This is a genomic window from Mucilaginibacter sp. SG538B (assembly GCF_013376065.1).
GTDB lineage: Bacteria > Bacteroidota > Bacteroidia > Sphingobacteriales > Sphingobacteriaceae > Mucilaginibacter > Mucilaginibacter rubeus.
This window is the reverse complement of sequence record NZ_JABMJI010000002.1, coordinates 1209483-1228978: the sequence shown is the minus strand read 5'-3', so window position 1 is coordinate 1228978 and position 19496 is coordinate 1209483. Positions and strand designations below refer to the sequence as shown.

Annotated in this window: 19 protein-coding genes; 8 read left to right on the top strand and 11 right to left on the bottom strand. The window is 43.5% G+C overall.

The window, feature by feature from the left end:
* Nucleotides 1–407 precede the first annotated feature (407 nt).
* Together FHW88_RS14805 and FHW88_RS14800 are read right to left on the bottom strand one after the other, a co-directional pair.
* A complete protein-coding gene (locus tag FHW88_RS14805; RefSeq protein ID WP_254780226.1) occupies nucleotides 408–716 on the bottom strand; it encodes a DUF2752 domain-containing protein in 309 nt (102 codons plus the stop codon).
* Nucleotides 709–1119, bottom strand: coding sequence for a DUF4199 domain-containing protein (locus FHW88_RS14800; RefSeq protein ID WP_090533467.1), 411 nt, complete (start codon nucleotides 1117–1119; stop codon nucleotides 709–711). The genes FHW88_RS14805 and FHW88_RS14800 overlap by 8 nt, the downstream gene beginning before the upstream one ends.
* Before the next feature lie 156 nt (nucleotides 1120–1275).
* On the opposite strand from FHW88_RS14800, the gene mfd reads away from it, so the two are divergent.
* The gene (gene mfd, locus FHW88_RS14795) at nucleotides 1276–4623 is read left to right on the top strand and encodes a transcription-repair coupling factor (RefSeq protein ID WP_176626386.1); all 3348 of its coding nucleotides are present in this window, start codon (nucleotides 1276–1278) and stop codon (nucleotides 4621–4623) included.
* A gap of 230 nt (nucleotides 4624–4853) precedes the next feature.
* Here the strand turns inward: mfd and FHW88_RS14790 are convergent, their stop codons facing one another.
* The 3 genes from FHW88_RS14790 to hpt all read right to left on the bottom strand — a co-directional run bounded on the left by FHW88_RS14790 (nucleotide 4854) and on the right by hpt (nucleotide 6645).
* Nucleotides 4854–5384, bottom strand: a complete 531-nt coding sequence (locus FHW88_RS14790) for a hypothetical protein (protein ID WP_090533463.1) — start codon at nucleotides 5382–5384, stop codon at nucleotides 4854–4856.
* Between the two features lie 105 nt (nucleotides 5385–5489).
* The gene (locus tag FHW88_RS14785) at nucleotides 5490–5990 is read right to left on the bottom strand and encodes a hypothetical protein (RefSeq protein ID WP_090533461.1); all 501 of its coding nucleotides are present in this window, start codon (nucleotides 5988–5990) and stop codon (nucleotides 5490–5492) included.
* 115 nt (nucleotides 5991–6105) lie between these two features.
* Complete coding sequence (gene hpt / locus FHW88_RS14780) at nucleotides 6106–6645, bottom strand: hypoxanthine phosphoribosyltransferase (RefSeq protein ID WP_176626384.1); 540 nt, start codon at nucleotides 6643–6645, stop codon at nucleotides 6106–6108.
* A 152-nt stretch (nucleotides 6646–6797) separates the two neighbouring features.
* Between hpt and FHW88_RS14775 the strand changes: the two genes are divergently transcribed.
* The 3 genes from FHW88_RS14775 (at nucleotide 6798) to FHW88_RS14765 (ending at nucleotide 9697) form a co-directional block, all read left to right on the top strand.
* Nucleotides 6798–8027, top strand: a complete 1230-nt coding sequence (locus tag FHW88_RS14775; protein WP_176626834.1) for a M16 family metallopeptidase — start codon at nucleotides 6798–6800, stop codon at nucleotides 8025–8027.
* A 17-nt stretch (nucleotides 8028–8044) separates the two neighbouring features.
* Nucleotides 8045–8617, top strand: a complete 573-nt coding sequence (gene def / locus FHW88_RS14770; RefSeq protein WP_176626382.1) for a peptide deformylase — start codon at nucleotides 8045–8047, stop codon at nucleotides 8615–8617.
* Between the two features lie 195 nt (nucleotides 8618–8812).
* Nucleotides 8813–9697: a sugar phosphate isomerase/epimerase family protein gene (locus FHW88_RS14765; protein WP_090533817.1), complete on the top strand. Its 885-nt coding sequence runs from the start codon at nucleotides 8813–8815 to the stop codon at nucleotides 9695–9697.
* A gap of 257 nt (nucleotides 9698–9954) precedes the next feature.
* On the opposite strand, the gene FHW88_RS14760 is transcribed toward FHW88_RS14765, so the two are convergent.
* From FHW88_RS14760 to FHW88_RS14745, 4 genes are read right to left on the bottom strand one after another with little or no spacing between them, the layout of a single operon-like run.
* Complete coding sequence (locus tag FHW88_RS14760; RefSeq protein WP_090533451.1) at nucleotides 9955–11322, bottom strand: MFS transporter; 1368 nt, start codon at nucleotides 11320–11322, stop codon at nucleotides 9955–9957.
* 55 nt (nucleotides 11323–11377) lie between these two features.
* Nucleotides 11378–12187: a molybdopterin-dependent oxidoreductase gene (locus tag FHW88_RS14755; protein WP_255485335.1), complete on the bottom strand. Its 810-nt coding sequence runs from the start codon at nucleotides 12185–12187 to the stop codon at nucleotides 11378–11380.
* Nucleotides 12162–12869, bottom strand: coding sequence for a cytochrome b/b6 domain-containing protein (locus FHW88_RS14750; protein ID WP_175490093.1), 708 nt, complete (start codon nucleotides 12867–12869; stop codon nucleotides 12162–12164). Before FHW88_RS14750 ends, FHW88_RS14755 begins: the two co-directional genes overlap by 26 nt.
* A gap of 29 nt (nucleotides 12870–12898) precedes the next feature.
* Nucleotides 12899–13732 carry a DUF1223 domain-containing protein gene (locus FHW88_RS14745; protein WP_176626380.1) on the bottom strand — a complete coding sequence of 278 codons (834 nt, stop codon included), beginning with the start codon at nucleotides 13730–13732 and terminating at the stop codon, nucleotides 12899–12901.
* 249 nt (nucleotides 13733–13981) lie between these two features.
* On the opposite strand from FHW88_RS14745, the gene FHW88_RS14740 reads away from it, so the two are divergent.
* Both FHW88_RS14740 and FHW88_RS14735 read left to right on the top strand, forming a co-directional pair.
* Entirely contained in the window at nucleotides 13982–14557 is a 576-nt protein-coding gene (locus FHW88_RS14740; RefSeq protein ID WP_090533446.1) for a sigma-70 family RNA polymerase sigma factor, read from the top strand.
* Nucleotides 14558–14563: 6 nt separating this feature from the next.
* Entirely contained in the window at nucleotides 14564–14833 is a 270-nt protein-coding gene (locus FHW88_RS14735) for a hypothetical protein (protein ID WP_090533444.1), read from the top strand.
* Between the two features lie 122 nt (nucleotides 14834–14955).
* Here the strand turns inward: FHW88_RS14735 and dtd are convergent, their stop codons facing one another.
* Nucleotides 14956–15414: a D-aminoacyl-tRNA deacylase gene (dtd, locus tag FHW88_RS14730; RefSeq protein ID WP_176626378.1), complete on the bottom strand. Its 459-nt coding sequence runs from the start codon at nucleotides 15412–15414 to the stop codon at nucleotides 14956–14958.
* Nucleotides 15415–15666: 252 nt separating this feature from the next.
* On the opposite strand from dtd, the gene FHW88_RS14725 reads away from it, so the two are divergent.
* Nucleotides 15667–16905 carry a cystathionine gamma-synthase family protein gene (locus FHW88_RS14725; RefSeq protein ID WP_176626376.1) on the top strand — a complete coding sequence of 413 codons (1239 nt, stop codon included), beginning with the start codon at nucleotides 15667–15669 and terminating at the stop codon, nucleotides 16903–16905.
* A gap of 134 nt (nucleotides 16906–17039) precedes the next feature.
* Complete coding sequence (locus tag FHW88_RS14720; protein WP_176626374.1) at nucleotides 17040–18233, top strand: serine hydrolase domain-containing protein; 1194 nt, start codon at nucleotides 17040–17042, stop codon at nucleotides 18231–18233.
* Nucleotides 18234–18461: 228 nt separating this feature from the next.
* On the opposite strand, the gene rsgA is transcribed toward FHW88_RS14720, so the two are convergent.
* Nucleotides 18462–19382, bottom strand: a complete 921-nt coding sequence (rsgA, locus tag FHW88_RS14715) for a ribosome small subunit-dependent GTPase A (RefSeq protein ID WP_176626829.1) — start codon at nucleotides 19380–19382, stop codon at nucleotides 18462–18464.
* Nucleotides 19383–19496: the final 114 nt, after the last annotated feature.

Below are 19496 nucleotides of genomic sequence, written 5' to 3'. Positions count from 1 at the left end.
ATGACAGGTTTTAACGGTGAAAAGTAGCGTGGAAATTTTACCGAGGATAGGAGTAGCAATAAAATGTCATTGCTGTAAGAAACGACCTGAGAAATCCCAAAAAAAAACCGTGATGGCGTATAAAGTATATTTTGGTGATAGTGCGCTGGGGCCGCGTTAGTGATAGGAGCGGATACCGGCCTGTGGCTAATGCCTGCGCAGTATGAGCGGATAGCACGGGCCGCAGGCAACGCCCCAATTTATAATATCGATCAAAAACGCACCTAATACTCAAAAACTTACAATCACATCATTATACAGAAAGAAGCAATTGCACGGAAACATGGCCACTCTGTATAGCATGCGATTGCCACGTCGCGCCCTGCTCATACCCCTCCCGCTCCTCGCAATGATATGATTTATAAAATTTAGGTAAGGCTCTTAAACTGATTCCTTTCCAGGAGCCTTGTTTTGGTAAGCACATAAATCCGGTTAAAGATCACTGCTACAGCAGGGATGCCAAGCCAGTGGGCGCGGAACGAATTGCTGATATCGCCGTGGAAAAGATAAATAATACTATGCCCCAGGCCGCAGCCCGGGCACCAGCCTATGCCCATCAGCTTAAGAGGGCACAGAGTAAAGTGCGATGCTTCGGTTGGCGAGGTCATCGCCAATGAAAGCATCGCCGCTATCCAGAACAAGAGTTCAAAATATTTTGAAAAATAACGTTTAATCAAGTTTGTTTGCTTTGTTGGTGAATAATAATGATACCGCGAAGGCGAGCAGTACCCCAACTATTAACGCACCAAAAATCCGTTCAGAAAAATCCTTTATGTTAGCACCGGATGACGATACGTAGCTGATATAAAGTATTGAGCCGAAAACGGCGATGATGCCGCCTACAATTAATATTTTAAAACTTTGAAAAAGAGCTTCCAAAAAGCCCATCTGCCCATTACACTCGTTTTTTCGATAACTCATGATGCCGAAAAAAAGCCCGATAGCCGGTATAATAAATGAAAAGTATTCGACTGGGGCCACAACGTCTTTTTGCGGCATAACGCCAAGCCGTGGCATAGCAAAGATCCAGATGATACTTAATACGCCGATGATACCCCCTGATAACACTGCATTCTTCATAATTATATAATTAAGATTGATTTATAAATCGGTATGCGCGTTTACATACATAAATTTATCATTAAAAAGTAAATAAGCCCTCATATTGTTTGCATTAATTTTTAGCCTGGCGCTTTTTTATTTTGGCTTTCCTTTTTTGTTTATCTTTGCCGCGGTTTGAACATCCGTGATATATTAGACAGATATAAGGCTGATGACAGGATAAAAGCGTTGGCTACTGCGCTTAACGCATCAAAAAATCCAAGGGTACAGCTACGTGGTTTGGTGGGATCAAGTGATTCGGCCATGGCGATAGCATTGTATTTTTTGCAGCACAAACACATGGTATTTGTACTGCCCGACCGCGAAGAAGCAGGTTATTTCCAGGCCGACCTGGAAAACCTTACCGGTAAAGAAGCCCTGCTGTTCCCTTCATCATACCGCAAGCCTTTTGAATTTACCCAGCCCGATAGCAGTAATGTACTGGCCCGTGCCGAGGTATTGAATGAGCTTAACCACAGCTCAGAATATGGCCAGCTCATTGTAACTTATCCCGAGGCTTTGGCCGAAAAGGTGATCGATCGTTCATCGCTTGAAAAAAACACCCTCGAAATAGCCGTTAGCAACAAGCTCAGTATTGATTTCATCAACGAGTTTTTGATAGAGTATGATTTTGAACGGGTTGATTTTGTATATGAGCCGGGGCAATTTTCTATCCGTGGCGGTATTGTTGATATCTTTTCTTTTTCGCATATGCTCCCCTACCGGGTTGAGTTTTTTGGTGATTTCATTGAGTCGATCCGTACGTTTGAAATCGAGAGCCAACTATCGGTTGAGCATGTTAAAAGCATTACCATTGTTCCCAACGTACAATCTAAATTTCTAACGGAGAATAATATCTCCCTGCTTGAATATGTTGAAGCAGGTACCCAGGTATGGATCAAAGACGTTCAGTTTACGCTGGACATTATTCAAACCGGGTACAAAAAAGCTGTGAACCTTTGGAAGGCCCTCTCTGCAGATGAAAAAGCGCAAAACCCTGATTGGATAGATCCCAAATTTGGTTTTACCGACGAAAAACTGATTGGTGATCAACTGCATGATTTCCCTGTGGTAGAGTTTGGAAAGCAGTTCTTTTACCATGATGCTACCGCTATCAATTTTGATATGCGTCCGCAGCCATCATTTAATAAGGACTTTACGCTGCTCATTCACAATTTCAAAAACAACGAGACTGATAAGATAGAGAACTTCATCTTTACCGATTCGGCCAAACAGGTTGAGCGTTTATACGCCATTTTGGACGACCTGGACAAAACGGTAAAATTTACGCCGGTAAGCATCTCCATACGCGAAGGCTTCATTGATCACGAGCAAAAGATAGCCTGCTATACCGATCACCAGATCTTTGACCGTTACTATAAATACAAAACCCGCAAGGGCTACCAGCGTTCCCAAGCTATTACACTAAAAGAGCTCCGCGACCTTAAACCTGGCGATTATGTTACCCATATCGATCACGGTATAGGCAAATATGCAGGTTTGGAAAAGGTTGACGTGAACGGCAAACAACAGGAAATGATCCGCCTGATTTATGCTGATAACGACCTGCTGTATGTGAATATCAACTCACTTAACCGCATTTCCAAATTTAGCGGCAAAGAAGGTTCCGTTCCCAAAATGAACAAACTGGGTACCGACACCTGGGAACGTTTGAAGAAAACAACAAAAAAAAAAGTTAAGGACATAGCCCGCGACCTGATCAAGCTTTACGCCCTTCGTAAAGCCCAGCATGGCAATGCCTTTTCGCCCGATAGCTACCTGCAAACCGAGCTGGAGGCATCATTCCTGTACGAGGACACTCCCGACCAGGAAAAAGCCACTGCCGATTTTAAAAAAGATATGGAATCGCCCCACCCTATGGACCGCCTTATTTGCGGCGACGTGGGTTTTGGCAAAACCGAAGTTGCGGTCCGTGCTGCTTTCAAAGCCGTTGCCGATAGCAAGCAGGTGGCCATTCTGGTACCAACAACCATCCTGGCAGCGCAGCACTACAAAACTTTTACCGACAGGCTCAAAGGTTTTCCTGCCAATATTGATTATGTTAACCGCTTTAAATCAACCCGGCAGATCAAGGATACCCTGGAGAAACTAAAAGAAGGTAAAGTAGATATCATCATAGGCACACATCGTTTGGTAAGCAAGGATGTGAAATTTAAAGACCTTGGCCTGATGATCATTGACGAAGAGCAGAAGTTTGGCGTATCGACCAAAGAGAAGCTGAAACAGATGCGCGCTAATGTGGATACGCTTACCTTAACGGCAACGCCCATTCCGCGAACGCTTCATTTTTCGTTAATGGGTGCACGCGACCTTTCTATTATATCAACTCCGCCGCCAAACCGCCAGCCGGTTGTTACCGAGCTGCACGTATTTAATGATAAGTTGATTAAGGAAGCTGTTGAATTTGAAATAGACCGCGGCGGGCAGGTGTTCTTTATCCACAATCGCGTGGCCGATCTGCCGCAATTGGGCGGCATGATCCGTAAGCTGGTACCGAAAGCCCGTATAGGTATAGCCCACGGCCAATTGGAAGGTGACGATCTGGAAGATGTAATGCTTAAATTCGTGAACCACGAGTATGATGTGTTGGTAGCTACAACCATTATTGAGGCCGGCCTGGACATTCCCAATGCCAATACCATTATCATCAACTACGCCCATATGTTTGGATTGAGCGACCTGCACCAGATGCGCGGCCGTGTGGGCAGGAGTAATAAAAAGGCGTATTGTTATTTGCTAAGTCCGCCTTTGTCAACGTTAACCAGCGAGGCGCGCAAGCGCCTGAGCGCCATTGAAGAATTCAGCGACCTGGGCAGCGGCTTCAATGTGGCTATGAGGGATTTGGACATCCGCGGCAGCGGTAACCTGCTTGGCGCCGAACAAAGCGGCTTCATTGCCGAAATTGGCTTTGAAATGTATCATAAGATCCTCGACGAAGCCATACAGGAACTTAAGGAAGATGAGTTTAAAGGCGTATTCCCAGAGGATAAGCCCCGCCCCTATATTTCTTTTACCCAAATTGATACCGACCTGGAGATCCTCATCCCCGATGAGTATGTAACAAATCTCTCCGAGCGATATAACCTGTATACCGAGCTTTCCAAACTGGAAAACGAGGTGGAACTGCAGGCATTTCAACAAAAATTGCACGACCGTTTTGGCCCGGTGCCGGCCCAGGTTGACGGTTTACTCAATACCCTACGCCTGCAATGGCTGGGCAAGGCCATCGGTTTTGAAAAAATCTCGCTTAAGAAAAACGTTTTGCGTGGTTATTTTATTACTAACCAGCAATCAAGTTACTTTGAAACCGAGGCCTTCCGTAATGTGCTCGACTTTGTGAAGAATAACCCAAGGCGCACCAATTTGAAAGAAGTTAAAAACACGCTCCGATTGGGCATTGAGGGAATTGACAGCGTTGACGAGGCGGTGAGAATGCTGAGCGAGGTGGCGGGGATAATATAACCATCTCTTGTTGTCGTGCCCCACAACAACATAATGTCTTTCTATGCATTGGGATTCCAACAATGGTGAAAAGTTGTGGTGAGGACCTGACAACAGGTATGCAAAGGAAAATAATGATTGCACAGGTGCATCTTCGCTTATAACGATACACCCTTTTCGTAATATCCTTTTATGGTTACGAGCATGATATGCAAAATAGGCAAATGTTATACGTGATCGATTATATCCAATTAAAAAAGCACGACGGGCCAGTATATTTTCTCAAAGCCTCTGCAAACATTTACAAAAGCGGTACCGTCCACCGGCTGCATCCAACCGTAATTTAAGTTCTGTAAGCCCTGGTTATTTTTATCCAGTACTATTCCCGATTCAAAAACCATATGCCCATCCCGTATAAGGTAAAAAGAACTGTTTACTGTAGCCATATCATCATTTTCACGATATTTAAAAACCCAGTTTTTTTTCATTTGAGCCAGTAGGGTTCTGCTATTTGTTTTCCAGCAAATCCTTTTTCTCATAAGAGGATTAAGACCGTCAAAATCTTCGGGCGCAATTACTATATAGGCAGTCCAATCGTCTTTTGAAAAATCACAATTTGAAAAGAGCTGTAACCTTTCGCCCGGCTTTACTTTAGGCAATAAGGGATTGAGCCTATTATTATTAATCTGCGACACCGGAATAGCGAGGTTATAGCCAGTTAATGACATAACAACAACTATTAAAAGCAGGATAGCAACCAGACTGATAAATATTCTTTTCATTAATTGAGAAATGCTGATTGCTTAAAAAAAACAGCCCTTTCTATTAAACAGTAAAGCTACCGATTTTCACCGGTAGCTTTACTATAAAATGAGTCTCTCTGTAAATTAATAAACCGCTAAGCTGTAATTAAGCGTTTGTCCTTCTTGTAAAAACAAATTCGGTGCTTTTGCTTTGTCTGAGTCGTTGATAACGCCATCGTTATTGGTATCTTTAAATTTCACTGAGCCAATTATCGCTGCAGGTGTTTGTTTAGGGCTGCTGTCAATATCGGCCTGGGTTTTAAAAATACCTATCGGAATCAGTCCATTGTAATAGCTTTTTTGGGTTCCTTTTTCAGCAACAATGTAATACTCTCCTATATAGGCAACTACTGCGGTCGCTTTTCCTGACGCATCCGTAGTAAGTGTGTATGAGGGCGCTTCCCCGGTATTGGGTTTATTTACATCATCATACAGTTTTACTGTTGCACCTGCCGATGCAGCGCCGGTCTGGCCATCAGTTATGGTAATAGCAACAGTTGAAGTAGCCGGCCCTTTTTTATCACATGAAGAAAACAAAAACGATGCTGCTATGCAGCCTGATAAAAGTAAAGATGTATATTTCATAAACCCTAAAACGAAACAAGGGAGCTATTGTTTTAATCAGTTGTTAAAAAAATTACCCGTAATGTACTATCCCTCAATAGCAACCGCTACATTTTCTGTTAAGATCTGTTTATTCTTATCCTACTTTTTTATAAATATCTTTTAAATTACGCCCCATTTCCTTGTAATCAAGGCCATAACCTACTACAAATTCGTTTCCTATTTCAAAGCCCACATACTTAAGCTCCTCTATTTTTTTTTGAAGAGCGGCCGGCTTTAATAATAATGAGCATAACCTTAATGAGGCGGGCTCTCTTTCCTTCAGTTTCTGGATTAGATAGTGAGCTGTATTGCCCGTATCAACAATATCTTCAATAATAAGTACATCGCGTCCCTTAATATCAACCGTTAAATCAATATCTTCCCGTATTTTTAGCGTACTGGAGGTGCCGCCATAGTATGATGCTAATTTGGTGAAGTTAATTTCGCAGGGAATGCTCACTTGTTTGATCAGGTCGGCTATAAAAAGAAAGCTGCCGTTGAGTACCCCTATAAAAACGGGTATGCTATTATTATAATCTTCATTTAATTGTATGCCAATGGCTTTAATACGTTCTTCAATCTTATCGGCAGTTAGTAGTATCTCAAATTCCAGATCGGCTATTTGTTTTGTCATTGGGTTTAGTTTGTGTTTTTTAAAGGCAGTATAATTCCGCCGTTTACATTAATCCCGGCGAAATTGGATTTTAAGCGCCTAAAATACTATTAATCACTTACAATAGCGTGAAAAATAATTGTGACATATAAGCTTATCTTTGCAGCCGAATGATTGACTATCAACTTTATACTTTACCTAATGGTATCCGCATACTGTATAAGCACTGGCCATCGGCAATTACACATTGTTGCTTTATTGTAAACGCGGGATCGCGCGATGAAGCTCCGGGACAGGAAGGCCTTGCCCATTTTATTGAGCACCTGCTGTTTAAAGAAACCGAACGCCGTAACACCAGCCAGATCCTCAACAGGCTCGAGCTTGTTGGCGCCGATCTTAACGCTTATACCACTAAAGAATATACCTGCATCCACGCGTCGTTGCTTAACCAGCACCTTGACCGCACTATGGATCTTTTTGAGGATATATTATTTCATTCCACGTTCCCGGATGATGAACAGGAGAAAGAGCGCGGTGTCATTTTAGATGAAATAGCTTCCTATCTTGACCAACCGGAAGAAGCCATACAGGATGATTTTGAAGAGCTGCTGTTTAAGGAGCACCCCATGGGCCAAAACATTTTAGGTACGCCCGAAACCGTTGGCAGGCTTAACGGGGACGACATCCGGGGGTTTATAGCGGCAAACTATAATACAACCGAAATGATCTTTGCTGTACACGGCAATTATGAGTTCAGGAAACTGGTGGCCATGTCTGAAAAGTATTTCGGCCATGTGCCTTTAAATGAGCTTCAAAAAACTCGGGTAAAGCCCGTACAAAGTACGGGTAGTATCCATATCGTTAACAAACCTATCTCACAAACGCACTGTATTATAGGCACACAGGCTTATTCATCGTCGCATGAGCATAAATGGGGCTTATTATTGCTTAACAACCTCCTGGGCGGAGTGGGCATGAGCAGCAGGCTCAACCTCGAAATCAGGGAAAAACATGGTATAACCTATACTGTCGAATCAAATTACACCCCTTTAACTGACACCGGCATCTTCTCTATTTACTTTGGTACCGATACCGAAAAAGCGAACAAAGCTTCAAAACTGATTCATAAGGAACTGAAAAAGCTGCGTGAACAAAAGCTGGGCAGTTTGCAATTGCACCAGGCCCGGCAAAAGTTTATCGGGCAAATAGCATTAGCGGAAGAAAACCGCATGAGCCTCATTATAGCCATGGCCAAAAGCATGATTGATTTTAACCGTGTTGACACTCTCGAAGAGATCTTTGCAAAAATTAACCTGGTAAGTGCCGAGCAATTGCTGACCATCAGCAATGAAATTTTTGATAATAACCGCCTGATCACTTTGCTATTTGAGCCTAAGCAATAATCCTTTATTTTTGCAAGATGAAGTATCCTATCATTGCCTACGGTGATCCTGTTTTAAGAAAGAAAGCAACAGCTATAGAGCCCGACGAGTATCCGCATATAAAAGAACTGGTTGAAAATATGTTTGAAACCATGTACACGGCCCGTGGTGTTGGCCTGGCAGCGCCGCAGGTAGGCATGTCAATGCGTTTATTTGTAGTGGATGCCACCCCTTTTGATGATGACGAACCGGAACTGAAAGATTTCAAAAAAGCGTTCATCAATGCTACCATACTGGAAGAAACCGGTGAGGAATGGAGTTTTAACGAAGGCTGCCTGAGCATTCCGGATATTCGTGAAGATGTATACCGCAAGCCGGTTGTACGCATGTCATACTATGACGAGAACTGGAAACACCATGAAGAAACTTTTAAGGGCATGGCCGCACGTGTTATCCAGCACGAATACGATCACATTGAAGGCAAATTGTTTACCGATAAGCTAAGCCCGTTACGTAAACGGCTTATCGAAAAAAAGCTTAACGATATATCAAAAGGCATGGTTGATGTGGATTATAAAATGAAGTTTCCCAACATTAAAAAAGGAAGATAATACTTTACCCAAAGCATATGAAGAGCCGCCACACAGCGGCTTTTTCTTTTTGTATATTTTTATAAATATTCAGCTAAGCCTGTAAAAATTACAATACTATACCTCTGCATTAAACCAATCGGCGTAATTTCGGTCTTTGTTTTGGCATTTTTAATGCGTTATATTTACACAACCAATCATAAAAATCATAAACCAATGACTACCAGACGATCTTTTCTAAAAACTTCGGCGCTACTTTCAGCAGGCCTGTTGGCAGCTCCTAATTTGTTTGCATATGATAAAAAATATATAGGCTTACAATTATATACTGTGCGTGATGCAATGGCTGCCGACCCTGTTGCTGCATTGGCAAAGGTTGCCAAAACAGGTTTCACATCTGTTGAAGGTGCAACTTATACCGGTACCGAATTGTTTTATGGCATGCGCCCCGGCGATTTTGCAAATGTTTTAAAACAGAACGGCCTCATCATGCCCAGCGCGCATTACCGTTTAGGCGAGGAGCTGGTTAACGGCGAACAACAAAAAGGAACCATCATGAACGACTGGAAAAAAGCCGTTGATGACGCCGCCGAAGCCGGTGTGCAATACATGGTTTGCGCATATCTTTCACAATCTGAACGCGGCAATCTTGACCATTATAAAAACGTGGCCAACATGCTTGATATAGCCGGCGAAACCTGTAAAGGCGCGGGTATCCAGCTTTGCTATCACAACCACGACTTTGAATTTATACAGGAAAACGGTAAATACCCATATGAGATCCTTTTGGAGAACACCGATAAAGACCTGGTAAAAATGGAAATGGACCTGTATTGGGTTAATAAAGCAAACCAGGACCCAATCGCCCTTATTGATAAACACCCGGGCCGTTTCCCGCTTTGGCATGTTAAGGATATGGACAAAACCCCTGAAAAGAAATTTACTGAAGTTGGCAACGGGGTTATCGACTTTAAAAAGATCTTTACCCAGGCTAAAAAATCAGGCCTCAAATATTTCTTTGTTGAGCAGGATGTTTGCCCGGGCGATCCGTTTGTAAGCATTGCACAAAGTATCAGTTATATTAAAAAGAACCTGGTGTAATATTGCTTTTACACCGATATCCTGAAGGCCTGCATTTAAAACAAATGGCAGGCCTTTTTTATTCTACAAGGGCAAATTGTTTTATAACACATTTAACGGCAAAGGAAAATGAGCGCAACTATAATCAAATACCTCATAGTCATTTTGATGGCTTCGCTTCTTTTTGCCTGTGTTGCTGAAGCGCAAACCGATAAACAGCCGATTCAGGCCGCACAGCAACATGTTACCTGCCTTTAAGGTCTGGCGGGATTTGAAGCTCAATGATGAGCGGTTCTTTTTTTGCCCCTGTTCCTACGCTCCCTGAACCGGTTAAAGAAAACAAAAGCCAGCAAACAGAGTACACAACCGCAAATGCCATTCAGGCGCAGGCCATAATCGTTGCCCGGGTCTTTTCCGTAAATGGTTAAAAACGCAAACAATGCAATACCCAGTGTTTGGCCCAGTTTTACAAACAGGTATTTAACCGCAAAAAACATCCCCTCGCGATTCTCGCCGGTACGTTTAGCCTCGTTCTGTGCTATTTCGGCAAGTATCGCATTGGGCAAAATACCCAGCGAGGCCAGCGGAAACGATGCGCTGATAACCAGCGTATAGATTTGCACCTGCGGTGTAAATGGAAGTTTGCCCAGGAAAAATATCGCTACAAAAATCAAACTCAGTAGCCCGAACGAAAAAAGCACGATAGGTTTTTTGCCAATCTTTTGCGACAGGTAATTAACCAGCGGATAAAACAGCAGTGATACCAATACCATCGTAGCCATAAGTTCTCCGCCCATAGATTCGGGCAGATTTAACAACGATTTTAAAAAAAACAGTAAGCCGCTTGATATGATGCTTAATGCCATATAGTACGAAAAATCGGATATTAGGTAATATTTGAAATTCCGGTTTTCAAAGGTTTTTTGAATAGCAGGCAATAGCGGCAAGTGCGATGGGTGACCGTTTGAATACCGTTTTTCGTCAATGGTGAATACAGGCACGAGCATCACCAGCCCGGCAAATATGGCCAGCCCCCAAATGGTGTACTGTACGGAGGTATCGCGATTGAGGGTACCGGCAAAGCGTTGTACCCAGTCGGCAAAGTTATTGACCATGGCCGATAGGATAATCCCTATCACAAAACCCACCTGTTGTAATGATGATAGTTTAACCCTTTCGCTGCCCGTGCGGGTAAGCTCCGGCAGCAGGGCGTTGTACGGGATAATATAGGCCGTAGCACCCATAAAAAAGCAAATAAGCGTAAAGGTAAGCCAGTAAGCGTTATGGATACTTTCGCCCTTTACCATGGGGTAAAAGGTTAATCCGCAAAATAAAGCTGCAGGTAAAACAGCCCATTGCATAAAAGGAATGCGCCGCCCACGACGATTTTCGCTTTTATCACTTAGCGAGGCAATAAAAGGATCAAAAAAAGCATCCACCAACCGCCCGGAAGCTGTAATCACAGACATGATATTGAACAGGCCAAAAAGCAACAATTGAGGTACCAGCGTAGTAAGCCCGGCATTGTTTGGCGGCAGGTAAAAGTAAGGCAGCATCACAATGATAATATTGGTCATGATGCTCCACCCTATCATTCCGCAGGCATAAGCAAGCTGTTTGGAAAGTGGTAGTTTATTGGCTGGCATTTAATGCAATATGCAAATATTACATCAATATATAATGGAGGTTTAACCGGTTGTTTTACAACCCTGCGTAATAATCATAACCCTGTTCGGCCCAGTAATCGCGGGGGCGGTTATTACTGAAAGTAATGCTGCCTATCCGTTTCAGGTTTTTGATGCCATATTTTACAGGGATAATGAGCCTTAGCGGTGCGCCATGCTTTGGAGGCAAGGGTTTTTCGTTAACCTCATAGGCCAGCAGGGTTTGCGGGTGCATAGCGCTTGGCATGTCAACGCCCACGTAATATTCCTTGTCAGGCGTTTCCATGCCTACATACTCAAACCGGGTTTCGGCATCAAGCTTAAAGTGAGCTATAAAATCGCTAAATTTTACACCGCCCCAGTGCGAAATCTGGTCCCAGCCCTCTACGCACTTAAAATCATAAATGATCTCGGTTTTAGGAAGTTTCTTTATTTCATCGATACCGATATTCAAGAGCTCACCGTTCTGCTTTTTGACCGACAGTTTCCAGTTGTCTACATCAATCAAACCATCCGAGCCTATATCACTGTTGTGGCGCACCACCTTCGCCGCCATTTCCTTTGGATAGGTTTTTACCAGGTTTTTATTGCTGTATAGCTGGCGAACCACCTTTTCGTTGGCATTAAGCACCGCACGTAATGGCTTGTGGGCATCTCCTGTAATGCCCGGCACCTCATTGGGCGAAGTATAAAGCCAGCGCCAGCCGCCATATGCGGCACCGCCCAATACCAGGAAGCTGCCGAAGGAGATAAAATTGCGCCGGCTGATCTTCTGCTCAACGGTAAGCTCCTTTTTGGGGCCTTTGTTTTTACTGAAACCCTTATTCAGCTTTTTCATTAGTTTCATCGTTTTGAATTTGAATAGCGGGCTGCGGTTTTTCATCTATCACCTCAAACCCCGAAATAACCGACCTGAAATTATTCCAGCCGGCAAGTATTACCTGTACAACATGCACCAGGAAAAACAGCACATAGCCAATAGTAAGCACAAAATGCCAGATACGGGCCAGGTGGTACCCGCCGCAGAGCCAGGCCAAATAATTAAACTGTACCGGTTTGTAAATAGCCAGCCCTGTTATCAGCGAGCCAAAGCCCATAACAATAATAGCCGTATAGGCAATACGCTGGGCCGCATTGTATTTGTTTTGAGGTGGGGCCGTTTTGCGGATATGCAGGTCGTGCAAAACCACCAGCCAGGCTTCTTTAAACGAGTGCCGGCTTGGCAACAGCTCCCGCCACCGGCCCGATATAATGGTATATGTAACATACAGAAAGCCGTTCAGCGCAAAAAACCACATAAACAAAAAGTGGAAAGCCATGCCCTCGGCCAGCCGCCGGGGAATGTGCAGCGCATCATAAAAACCCTGCGGAAAAAAGCGAATAAAAGTAACACCGAAGAGCGTGAACGTGTAAGTATCGTTGGCCCAGTAAATGAGTAAGCCACTCCAGATCATGATGGTGAGGATGGGGAAGTTTACCCAATGCGTCCAACGCATTAACAGGGTGTGTTTCTCTTTAATTACTTTCATCTAAATGCTCTTAATGCTATTCAACACAACTATTGTATGTTTTTATCTTGTCGCTCCACATCCGCCGAAACTTTGAACAGGCTTTTCGATGCTGCCAAAACAGCACCGTTGCTTGTATTTTGCACAAAACCTATTACTTCCCATCCCCGGGCCTCAACCCCGGCAGGCAAAGCAATAGTTGCGCTGCCATTGTTTTTGTTTAAAGGCATAGTTTGAAGGTTTCGTACAATTTGAGCGTGGGCCAAAGTGCGGCCGCCGTTTTCACCACGCTCAACTTTTACAACAGCTTGTTTTTGTACCAATGCCACTGATATCACATTAGGTGCGCTCCCGGTATTGCCTTCAACTTTGTATTGTACCGAAGCTGTATTATTCGCATTAAGAGTAACACCTAAGTTTAATTGAACACTGCCGCTCCCCTGCAAGCCGCTTTTAATAGTGCTGCGTAAACGCTCCTCCTGCGAACCTACAAACTCCGTTTTACCATTAACCACAATTTGCGGCGTGTAAACCTGCGACAGGTTTAACCAACGCGCATATTCATTTTGCCGTTTTGAATAATCGGCACTACTGAAAACGTCTTTCCAGCCAAGACGGTTCCAGTAATCAACATGGTAGGCTAAAATATAAACGGGCTTATCGCCAATCTCTTTTTGAACTTTGGCTACCAATTCGTCGGCAGGCGGGCAGCTTGAACAGCCTTCGGAAGTAAATAGTTCAACGAGGGCAAAACCTTTACCATCAAACTTTAAATTATCGTTTTGGCTGGTTTTAGCCCCGCTTTTGCAATTTATAAATGCAACAGAAACGATTACTGCACCTATAACAAACGGCACAAACGCAAGTATTCTGATCTTTCTCATTTCACTTAGATTAAATGATATACGTTTTTTACTGCTTTGTCGGGTTCATGGGGATAACCTTACAATAATTTTTAACTTTTTTTGACTGATATAAATATCGGCATAATAAGCTCAAATCAAGGCATGTAGCGTAACTTAGCAATCATCAGGAATGTCTTGGATTAAAATAAAATAAATTTGAACTTATTTTGTAAGGATTAAGCCCAGCGCCCGACTAAGCCTGTAATTTTATTAGCATTACCGCATTTCATGTTAACCGAAACTAATGTATTAAACCCACATAAATGGGTTGCCGCCTATGCCGATTACCTGTATATGTACGCCATTGTGCGCATCAACGATGAGGACACGGCCAAAGACCTGGTACAGGAAACTTTTTTGGCAGCCCTTGAAAAAGTGGACCGGTTTGAGGGCAAAAGCACCGAACGAACGTGGCTTACCGCTATCCTTAAAAATAAAATTATTGATGTATACCGCAAAAAGTCATCTGGTTTAGCTATAGCTTCGGCTAATAAAGCAGCTCAGGAGCAAGATGATTTTTTTGAGGAAGACAATGGGCACTGGAAAGCTGAATATGCTCCTCAGCCCATCGCGGCAATGGATGATCAGGACCCTTTGTTAAAAAAAGAATTGAACGGCATCCTGCAAAAATGCCTTCAAAAATTACCTGCCCTGTGGAACGCGGTATTTACCATGAAACACATAGACGATGCGGCTACCGAAAACATTTGTACCGAACTGCATGTTAGCCAGGCCAACTTCTGGGTTATCATTCACCGGGCAAAAGTTAACCTGAGGGCATGCCTTCAAAAAAACTGGAATTAAACTGAAATGAGCTATTTAAAAAAAATTATATATAACTGTAAACAAGCCACTTTTCTCATTGAAAAAAAGCAGCTTAAACGACTTACCTTCCGCGAGGAAATGGAACTGCGCATTCACCTGGCCGGTTGCGGCGTGTGTGTATTATACAATAAACAAAGCCGCGCTATCAATGATATGGTGCAGCAGCTATTTCATGATTCGCTAAAAAATGAGCTGAAACTTGATGATGCTTTTAAAGCAGATTTGCAGGCAAGGATTGAAGAGGGCTTGGCGTAGTCTTTACCTGTTTGCGTTTCTATTTAACATCGTCATTGCGAGGTACGAAGCAATCCCAAACTATACAGGGTGGATCTGCAAATCGGGGATTGCTTCGTACCTCGCAATGACGGGGGATTATTTTAATGGTTATCCCTATCCTTCGTATCCATTATAATAGTAACCGGACCATCATTAAGCAGGTTGATCTTCATATCCGCGCCAAAGATCCCCGTAGCTATTTTTTTGCCTGTTAATGTTTCAAGCGTTTGAACCATTTGTTCGTACATTGGGATCGCTTTATCCGGCTTGGCAGCCCGCAGAAACGACGGGCGGTTTCCTTTTTTAGTTTGGGCAAAAAGCGTAAACTGGGATATCAACAGTATATTCCCGTTAACATCGGCAAGGGCTTTGTTCATAAGCCCGTTCTCGTCGCCAAAAACACGCATGCCTGTAATTTTATTAGCAAGCCATTGCAGGTCTTCGGTAGTATCAGCGTCCTCAATTCCTAATAAAACTAAAAATCCGGCGGCTATTTCGCCTGTAACATTTCCATCTACTGTGCAGCTTGCCTGGGTAACGCGTTGTAGTACAGCCCTCATAATTTTTACACTAATTTCTTTTTTTATTGCTGCCCACAATTTAGGCTAATTTCACTGATCCTACTTGCTATAGATAAGATAATCGTGTAATTAGATCAGATTATAAACGTTATAAACTTACTCGCGCGCTATTAATATTAGTGTCAATTAGATATCATTCGTGCAATTAGTGCTAATTCCATTCGTGTAATTAGTGCGTAATTAATTAAGTTCGCAACCGCTATTATGTATATCTAATTAATAGGATTTAAAATGAGTACAAAAAAAGGCTTCACTACCACCATATTACATGCCGACCGGCTTGGTAAACCCGAGCATGGTTCATTACATAAACCCATCCACACCTCTGTAACCTACGGGCACGAGGATGTGCAGGACCTGGTTGATATTTTCCAAAATAAAAAAAGTGGTTACGCTTATTCACGCCAGGGTAACCCTACTGTTACCGCTCTGGAGCAAAAGGTAACCCAAATGGAACATGGGGTATCAAGTATCGCTTTCTCAACCGGTATGGCGGCAATTTCGGCAACGGTGATGGCCCTTATTAAAGGCACTGACCATATCGTAGCCAGCTCGTTCCTGTTTGGGAACAGCCGCAGTATTTTCCAAACCTTTATTGATATGGGTATCAGTATTGATTTTGTTGATGCTACCTCGGTTGATAATGTACGCGCGGCGGTAAAAGCAAATACCCGCATGGTGTTTGTTGAAACTATTGCCAATCCTGCCACGCAAATTGCCGACCTTAAAAACATTGGCGATCTGTGCGAAGAAAAAGGCATTATGTACGTGGTTGATAACACCATGACCTCACCATACCTGTTTAACCCGGTTAATGTTAAAGCCAGTTTGGTGATCAACTCGCTTACCAAATACATTGGCGGTCATGGCAACGCCCTCGGTGGCGCGGTTACGAATACCGGCTTGTTTGATTGGGCAAACTACCCCAATATTTTCCCCGGATTTAAAGCAGCTGTAAAACCAGAGAACCTGGGCATGACCCAGATCCGTAAGAAAGGGTTACGTGACGCCGGCGGCACTTTATCACCCGAGGCCGCGCACACAATATCTGTTGGTGCCGAAACCCTGGCCCTGCGCCTTGACCGTGCCTGCAGCAACGCTTTGGCACTGGCTAAATATTTCGATAATCACCCAAAAGTTAAAAAGGTATTTTACCCGGGCGTTGAATCGCACCCGCAGCATGAATTGGCCGGTGAGTTATTTACACGCTATGGCGGCTTGATGAGCATCGAGCTTGATGAAAGTATAGACTGCCTGGCATTTTTAAATAAACTGAAACTGGTTGTAAAATCAAGCAATCTTGGTGATACACGTACCCTGGCCATACCGGTTGCACAAACCATTTTCTTTGAGCTTGGTGCCGAGCGCCGTGCAGAAATGGGCATTCCTGAAAGCATGATCCGCCTCTCGGTAGGTATTGAAGACCTCGACGATTTGCTCGACGATTTCAAAACCGCTTTAGGCGAATAAATATTGGGCCTTGTGTTATTCACAAGGCCTTTTTTGTTGAATACCATTACCTGTTCGCGACTATCATAGCAGAACATAAAATAATTTTCATTGATCGATAGGGGTTTATATGCTGTTTGTTGTAATATAGACGTATGAAAACCTATAAAACCTTGAAAACACTTCTTTGTGTGCTAACCCTTGCACTTATAACCAGCGGCATCCAGGCGCAAACCCAACCAGACTCTTTAACCATCAAATTACAACAGGCTTTTACGAAGGAAAGCCTGCCTGGCATGTATGTGATCATGACCGATGGTAATAAGGTTAGCTACTCCCATAGTTTTGGCTATGCAGATGTGGCTAACCAAATCCCCTATTCGGCCAATACAATTCAAAACATTGGCTCGGTAAGCAAAACTGTTATTGCTGTTGCATTGATGAAAGCCATCGAACTAAAATATTTTACGCTGGAGACCGATATTAATGATGTGCTGCCTTTTAAGCTAACTAACCCTAACGATCCCAACGGAAAAATAACTATCAGAGAGTTAACCAACCATTCATCGGGGATTATTGATAACCCAGAGATATACCATTATTGTTATCATTTTTATCCTAAGCTGAGGGCTTATGACAGTGTTTCGATAAAAACCCTGAACCAAATGGGTTTTGGTGATAAATTAAAGGATACAACTTTAACCCAGTTCTTTTACAATTATTTATCGCCGCAAGGCCAATACTATAGTAAGGCCAATTTTGGTGAAGGCCCGGCAGGGAGCGTTTCTTCGTATTCTAACATTGGCTCGGCACTGGCGGCATATCTTATTGAACTTAAATCGGGCCTTTCTTATGCAGAGTTTACCCAAAAGTATATCCTGAAGCCCCTAAAAATGGATCATTCAGGCTGGCATATTCAAGATGTGGATTTAAAAAACCATGCCTATTTATACCTCGATCAAAAGAGCCGTTTCCCGTTATATGACCTGGTTACGTATCCGGATGGAGGGCTAAAAACTTCGCCCGAAGATTTGAGCAAATATTTAATGGCCATCGCCAGGCATGACAAAAAACTGCTTACCGAGGCATCATACCAGGCTATGTTCACTCCGCAGTTCAGTAAGGAACATCCGCCTAAAAACATCAACTTAACCTACCGCAACAAAGGCATATTCTGGAATTTATATACCAACGGCACCATCGGTCATGACGGTGATGACCCGGGTGTTGGTACTTATTTGTTCTTTAATTCCTCGACAGGTAAAGGTGGTTTGTTTTTGACTAATAAATATTTGCCCAATAAACAGGCTATTGTCGATGTGCTGGTGAAGGAAGCGGCGGGGAAATAGGCCTGGACGAGGTGCAGTCTTAACATTGATAAACCATGTCATTGCACGAAGCAATCGCACGGAAACATAGCCGCCCTGTATAGCATGCGATTGCCGCGTCGCGCCCCGGCTTATTCCCGTTGGGCTCCTCGCAATGACATATTTTATGCTTGTTTTTCTTGTTTCCTGATTCTAACAGTCCTGGCTCTTTCCTCCTGACTCTTTATTCTTGCTGTCTTGCTTCTCTCCCTAAGCTCTTGTATCATTACCATGATAAATGCTCAGATAGCTTTCGTAGCGCGATAGGGTTATCTCCCCTTCTTCCAAAGCTTCGAGTACGGCGCAGCCGGGTTCATTGATGTGGCGGCAATTGTTAAAACGGCATTGGTTCATCCGTTCGCGCATTTCGGGGAAGAAATGGCCAAGCTCCTGTTTTTCTATGTCGATAACCCCCAATTCGCGGATGCCGGGGGTATCAATAATAAAACCACCCTGCGGCAGCTCAAACATTTCGGCAAAGGTGGTGGTGTGCATGCCTTTATCGCTCCAGTCGGATACCATGTGTGTGCGCAGGTCCAGCTCGGGCAGCAGCGCATTGATCAGGCTTGATTTTCCAACGCCAGAGTGTCCGGAAAAAAGGGTTACCTTATCTTTCAACAGATCCTGCACCTGGCTGATATTGGTACCCTCAATAGCCGAAACTTCAAAACAGGGATAGCCGATGTCTTCATAAATGGCTTTGTAATCGGCCAAAACTTCCAGGCCTTCATCGCTAAACAGATCCAGTTTATTAAATACCAGCCTTGCGGGAATATCGTAAGCCTCTGCAGTTACCAAAAAGCGATCAATAAACCCCAGAGAAGTACGCGGAGAGGCCAGCGTAACTACCAAAATAGCCTGGTCAAGATTGGCAGCAATGATCTGCGCCTGCTTGCTCAGGTTAATAGCCTTGCGGATGATGTAGTTTTTTCGTTGATGCAGGTTGGTGATCACGCCATCTTCCCTGTCGGGCTCCATTTCAAAATCAACTATATCGCCAACAGCAATAGGGTTGGTTGTGGTAATACCTTTAATACGGAACTTTCCCTTGATGCGACAATCTATCTTTTGCCCATCAGGGGTTTGTACCTGGTACCAGCTTCCGGTTGATTTTGTTATTAGTCCCTGCATGTTATCGAACATCAAAAGTAGCAAATTAAATTTATTGCGGATTCTGGGATTAGACTCTTATACTACCGTCAGTGCGAGGCACGAAGCAATCCCCGACTTTACAGGGCGAACCTG

Coding starts and splice junctions, on each gene's coding strand:
- FHW88_RS14720 (WP_176626374.1), top strand. CDS start 17,040: ATGAAAACCTATAAAACCTTGAAAACACTTCTTTGTGTGCTAACCCTT.
- FHW88_RS14790 (WP_090533463.1), bottom strand. CDS start 5,384: ATGAAAAGAATATTTATCAGTCTGGTTGCTATCCTGCTTTTAATAGTT.
- FHW88_RS14800 (WP_090533467.1), bottom strand. CDS start 1,119: ATGAAGAATGCAGTGTTATCAGGGGGTATCATCGGCGTATTAAGTATC.
- FHW88_RS14765 (WP_090533817.1), top strand. CDS start 8,813: ATGACTACCAGACGATCTTTTCTAAAAACTTCGGCGCTACTTTCAGCA.
- FHW88_RS14735 (WP_090533444.1), top strand. CDS start 14,564: ATGAGCTATTTAAAAAAAATTATATATAACTGTAAACAAGCCACTTTT.
- FHW88_RS14760 (WP_090533451.1), bottom strand. CDS start 11,322: ATGCCAGCCAATAAACTACCACTTTCCAAACAGCTTGCTTATGCCTGC.
- def (WP_176626382.1), top strand. CDS start 8,045: ATGAAGTATCCTATCATTGCCTACGGTGATCCTGTTTTAAGAAAGAAA.
- dtd (WP_176626378.1), bottom strand. CDS start 15,414: ATGAGGGCTGTACTACAACGCGTTACCCAGGCAAGCTGCACAGTAGAT.
- FHW88_RS14740 (WP_090533446.1), top strand. CDS start 13,982: ATGTTAACCGAAACTAATGTATTAAACCCACATAAATGGGTTGCCGCC.
- hpt (WP_176626384.1), bottom strand. CDS start 6,645: ATGACAAAACAAATAGCCGATCTGGAATTTGAGATACTACTAACTGCC.
- FHW88_RS14750 (WP_175490093.1), bottom strand. CDS start 12,869: ATGAAAGTAATTAAAGAGAAACACACCCTGTTAATGCGTTGGACGCAT.
- rsgA (WP_176626829.1), bottom strand. CDS start 19,382: ATGCAGGGACTAATAACAAAATCAACCGGAAGCTGGTACCAGGTACAA.
- FHW88_RS14725 (WP_176626376.1), top strand. CDS start 15,667: ATGAGTACAAAAAAAGGCTTCACTACCACCATATTACATGCCGACCGG.
- FHW88_RS14755 (WP_255485335.1), bottom strand. CDS start 12,187: ATGAAACTAATGAAAAAGCTGAATAAGGGTTTCAGTAAAAACAAAGGC.
- FHW88_RS14745 (WP_176626380.1), bottom strand. CDS start 13,732: ATGAGAAAGATCAGAATACTTGCGTTTGTGCCGTTTGTTATAGGTGCA.
- FHW88_RS14785 (WP_090533461.1), bottom strand. CDS start 5,990: ATGAAATATACATCTTTACTTTTATCAGGCTGCATAGCAGCATCGTTT.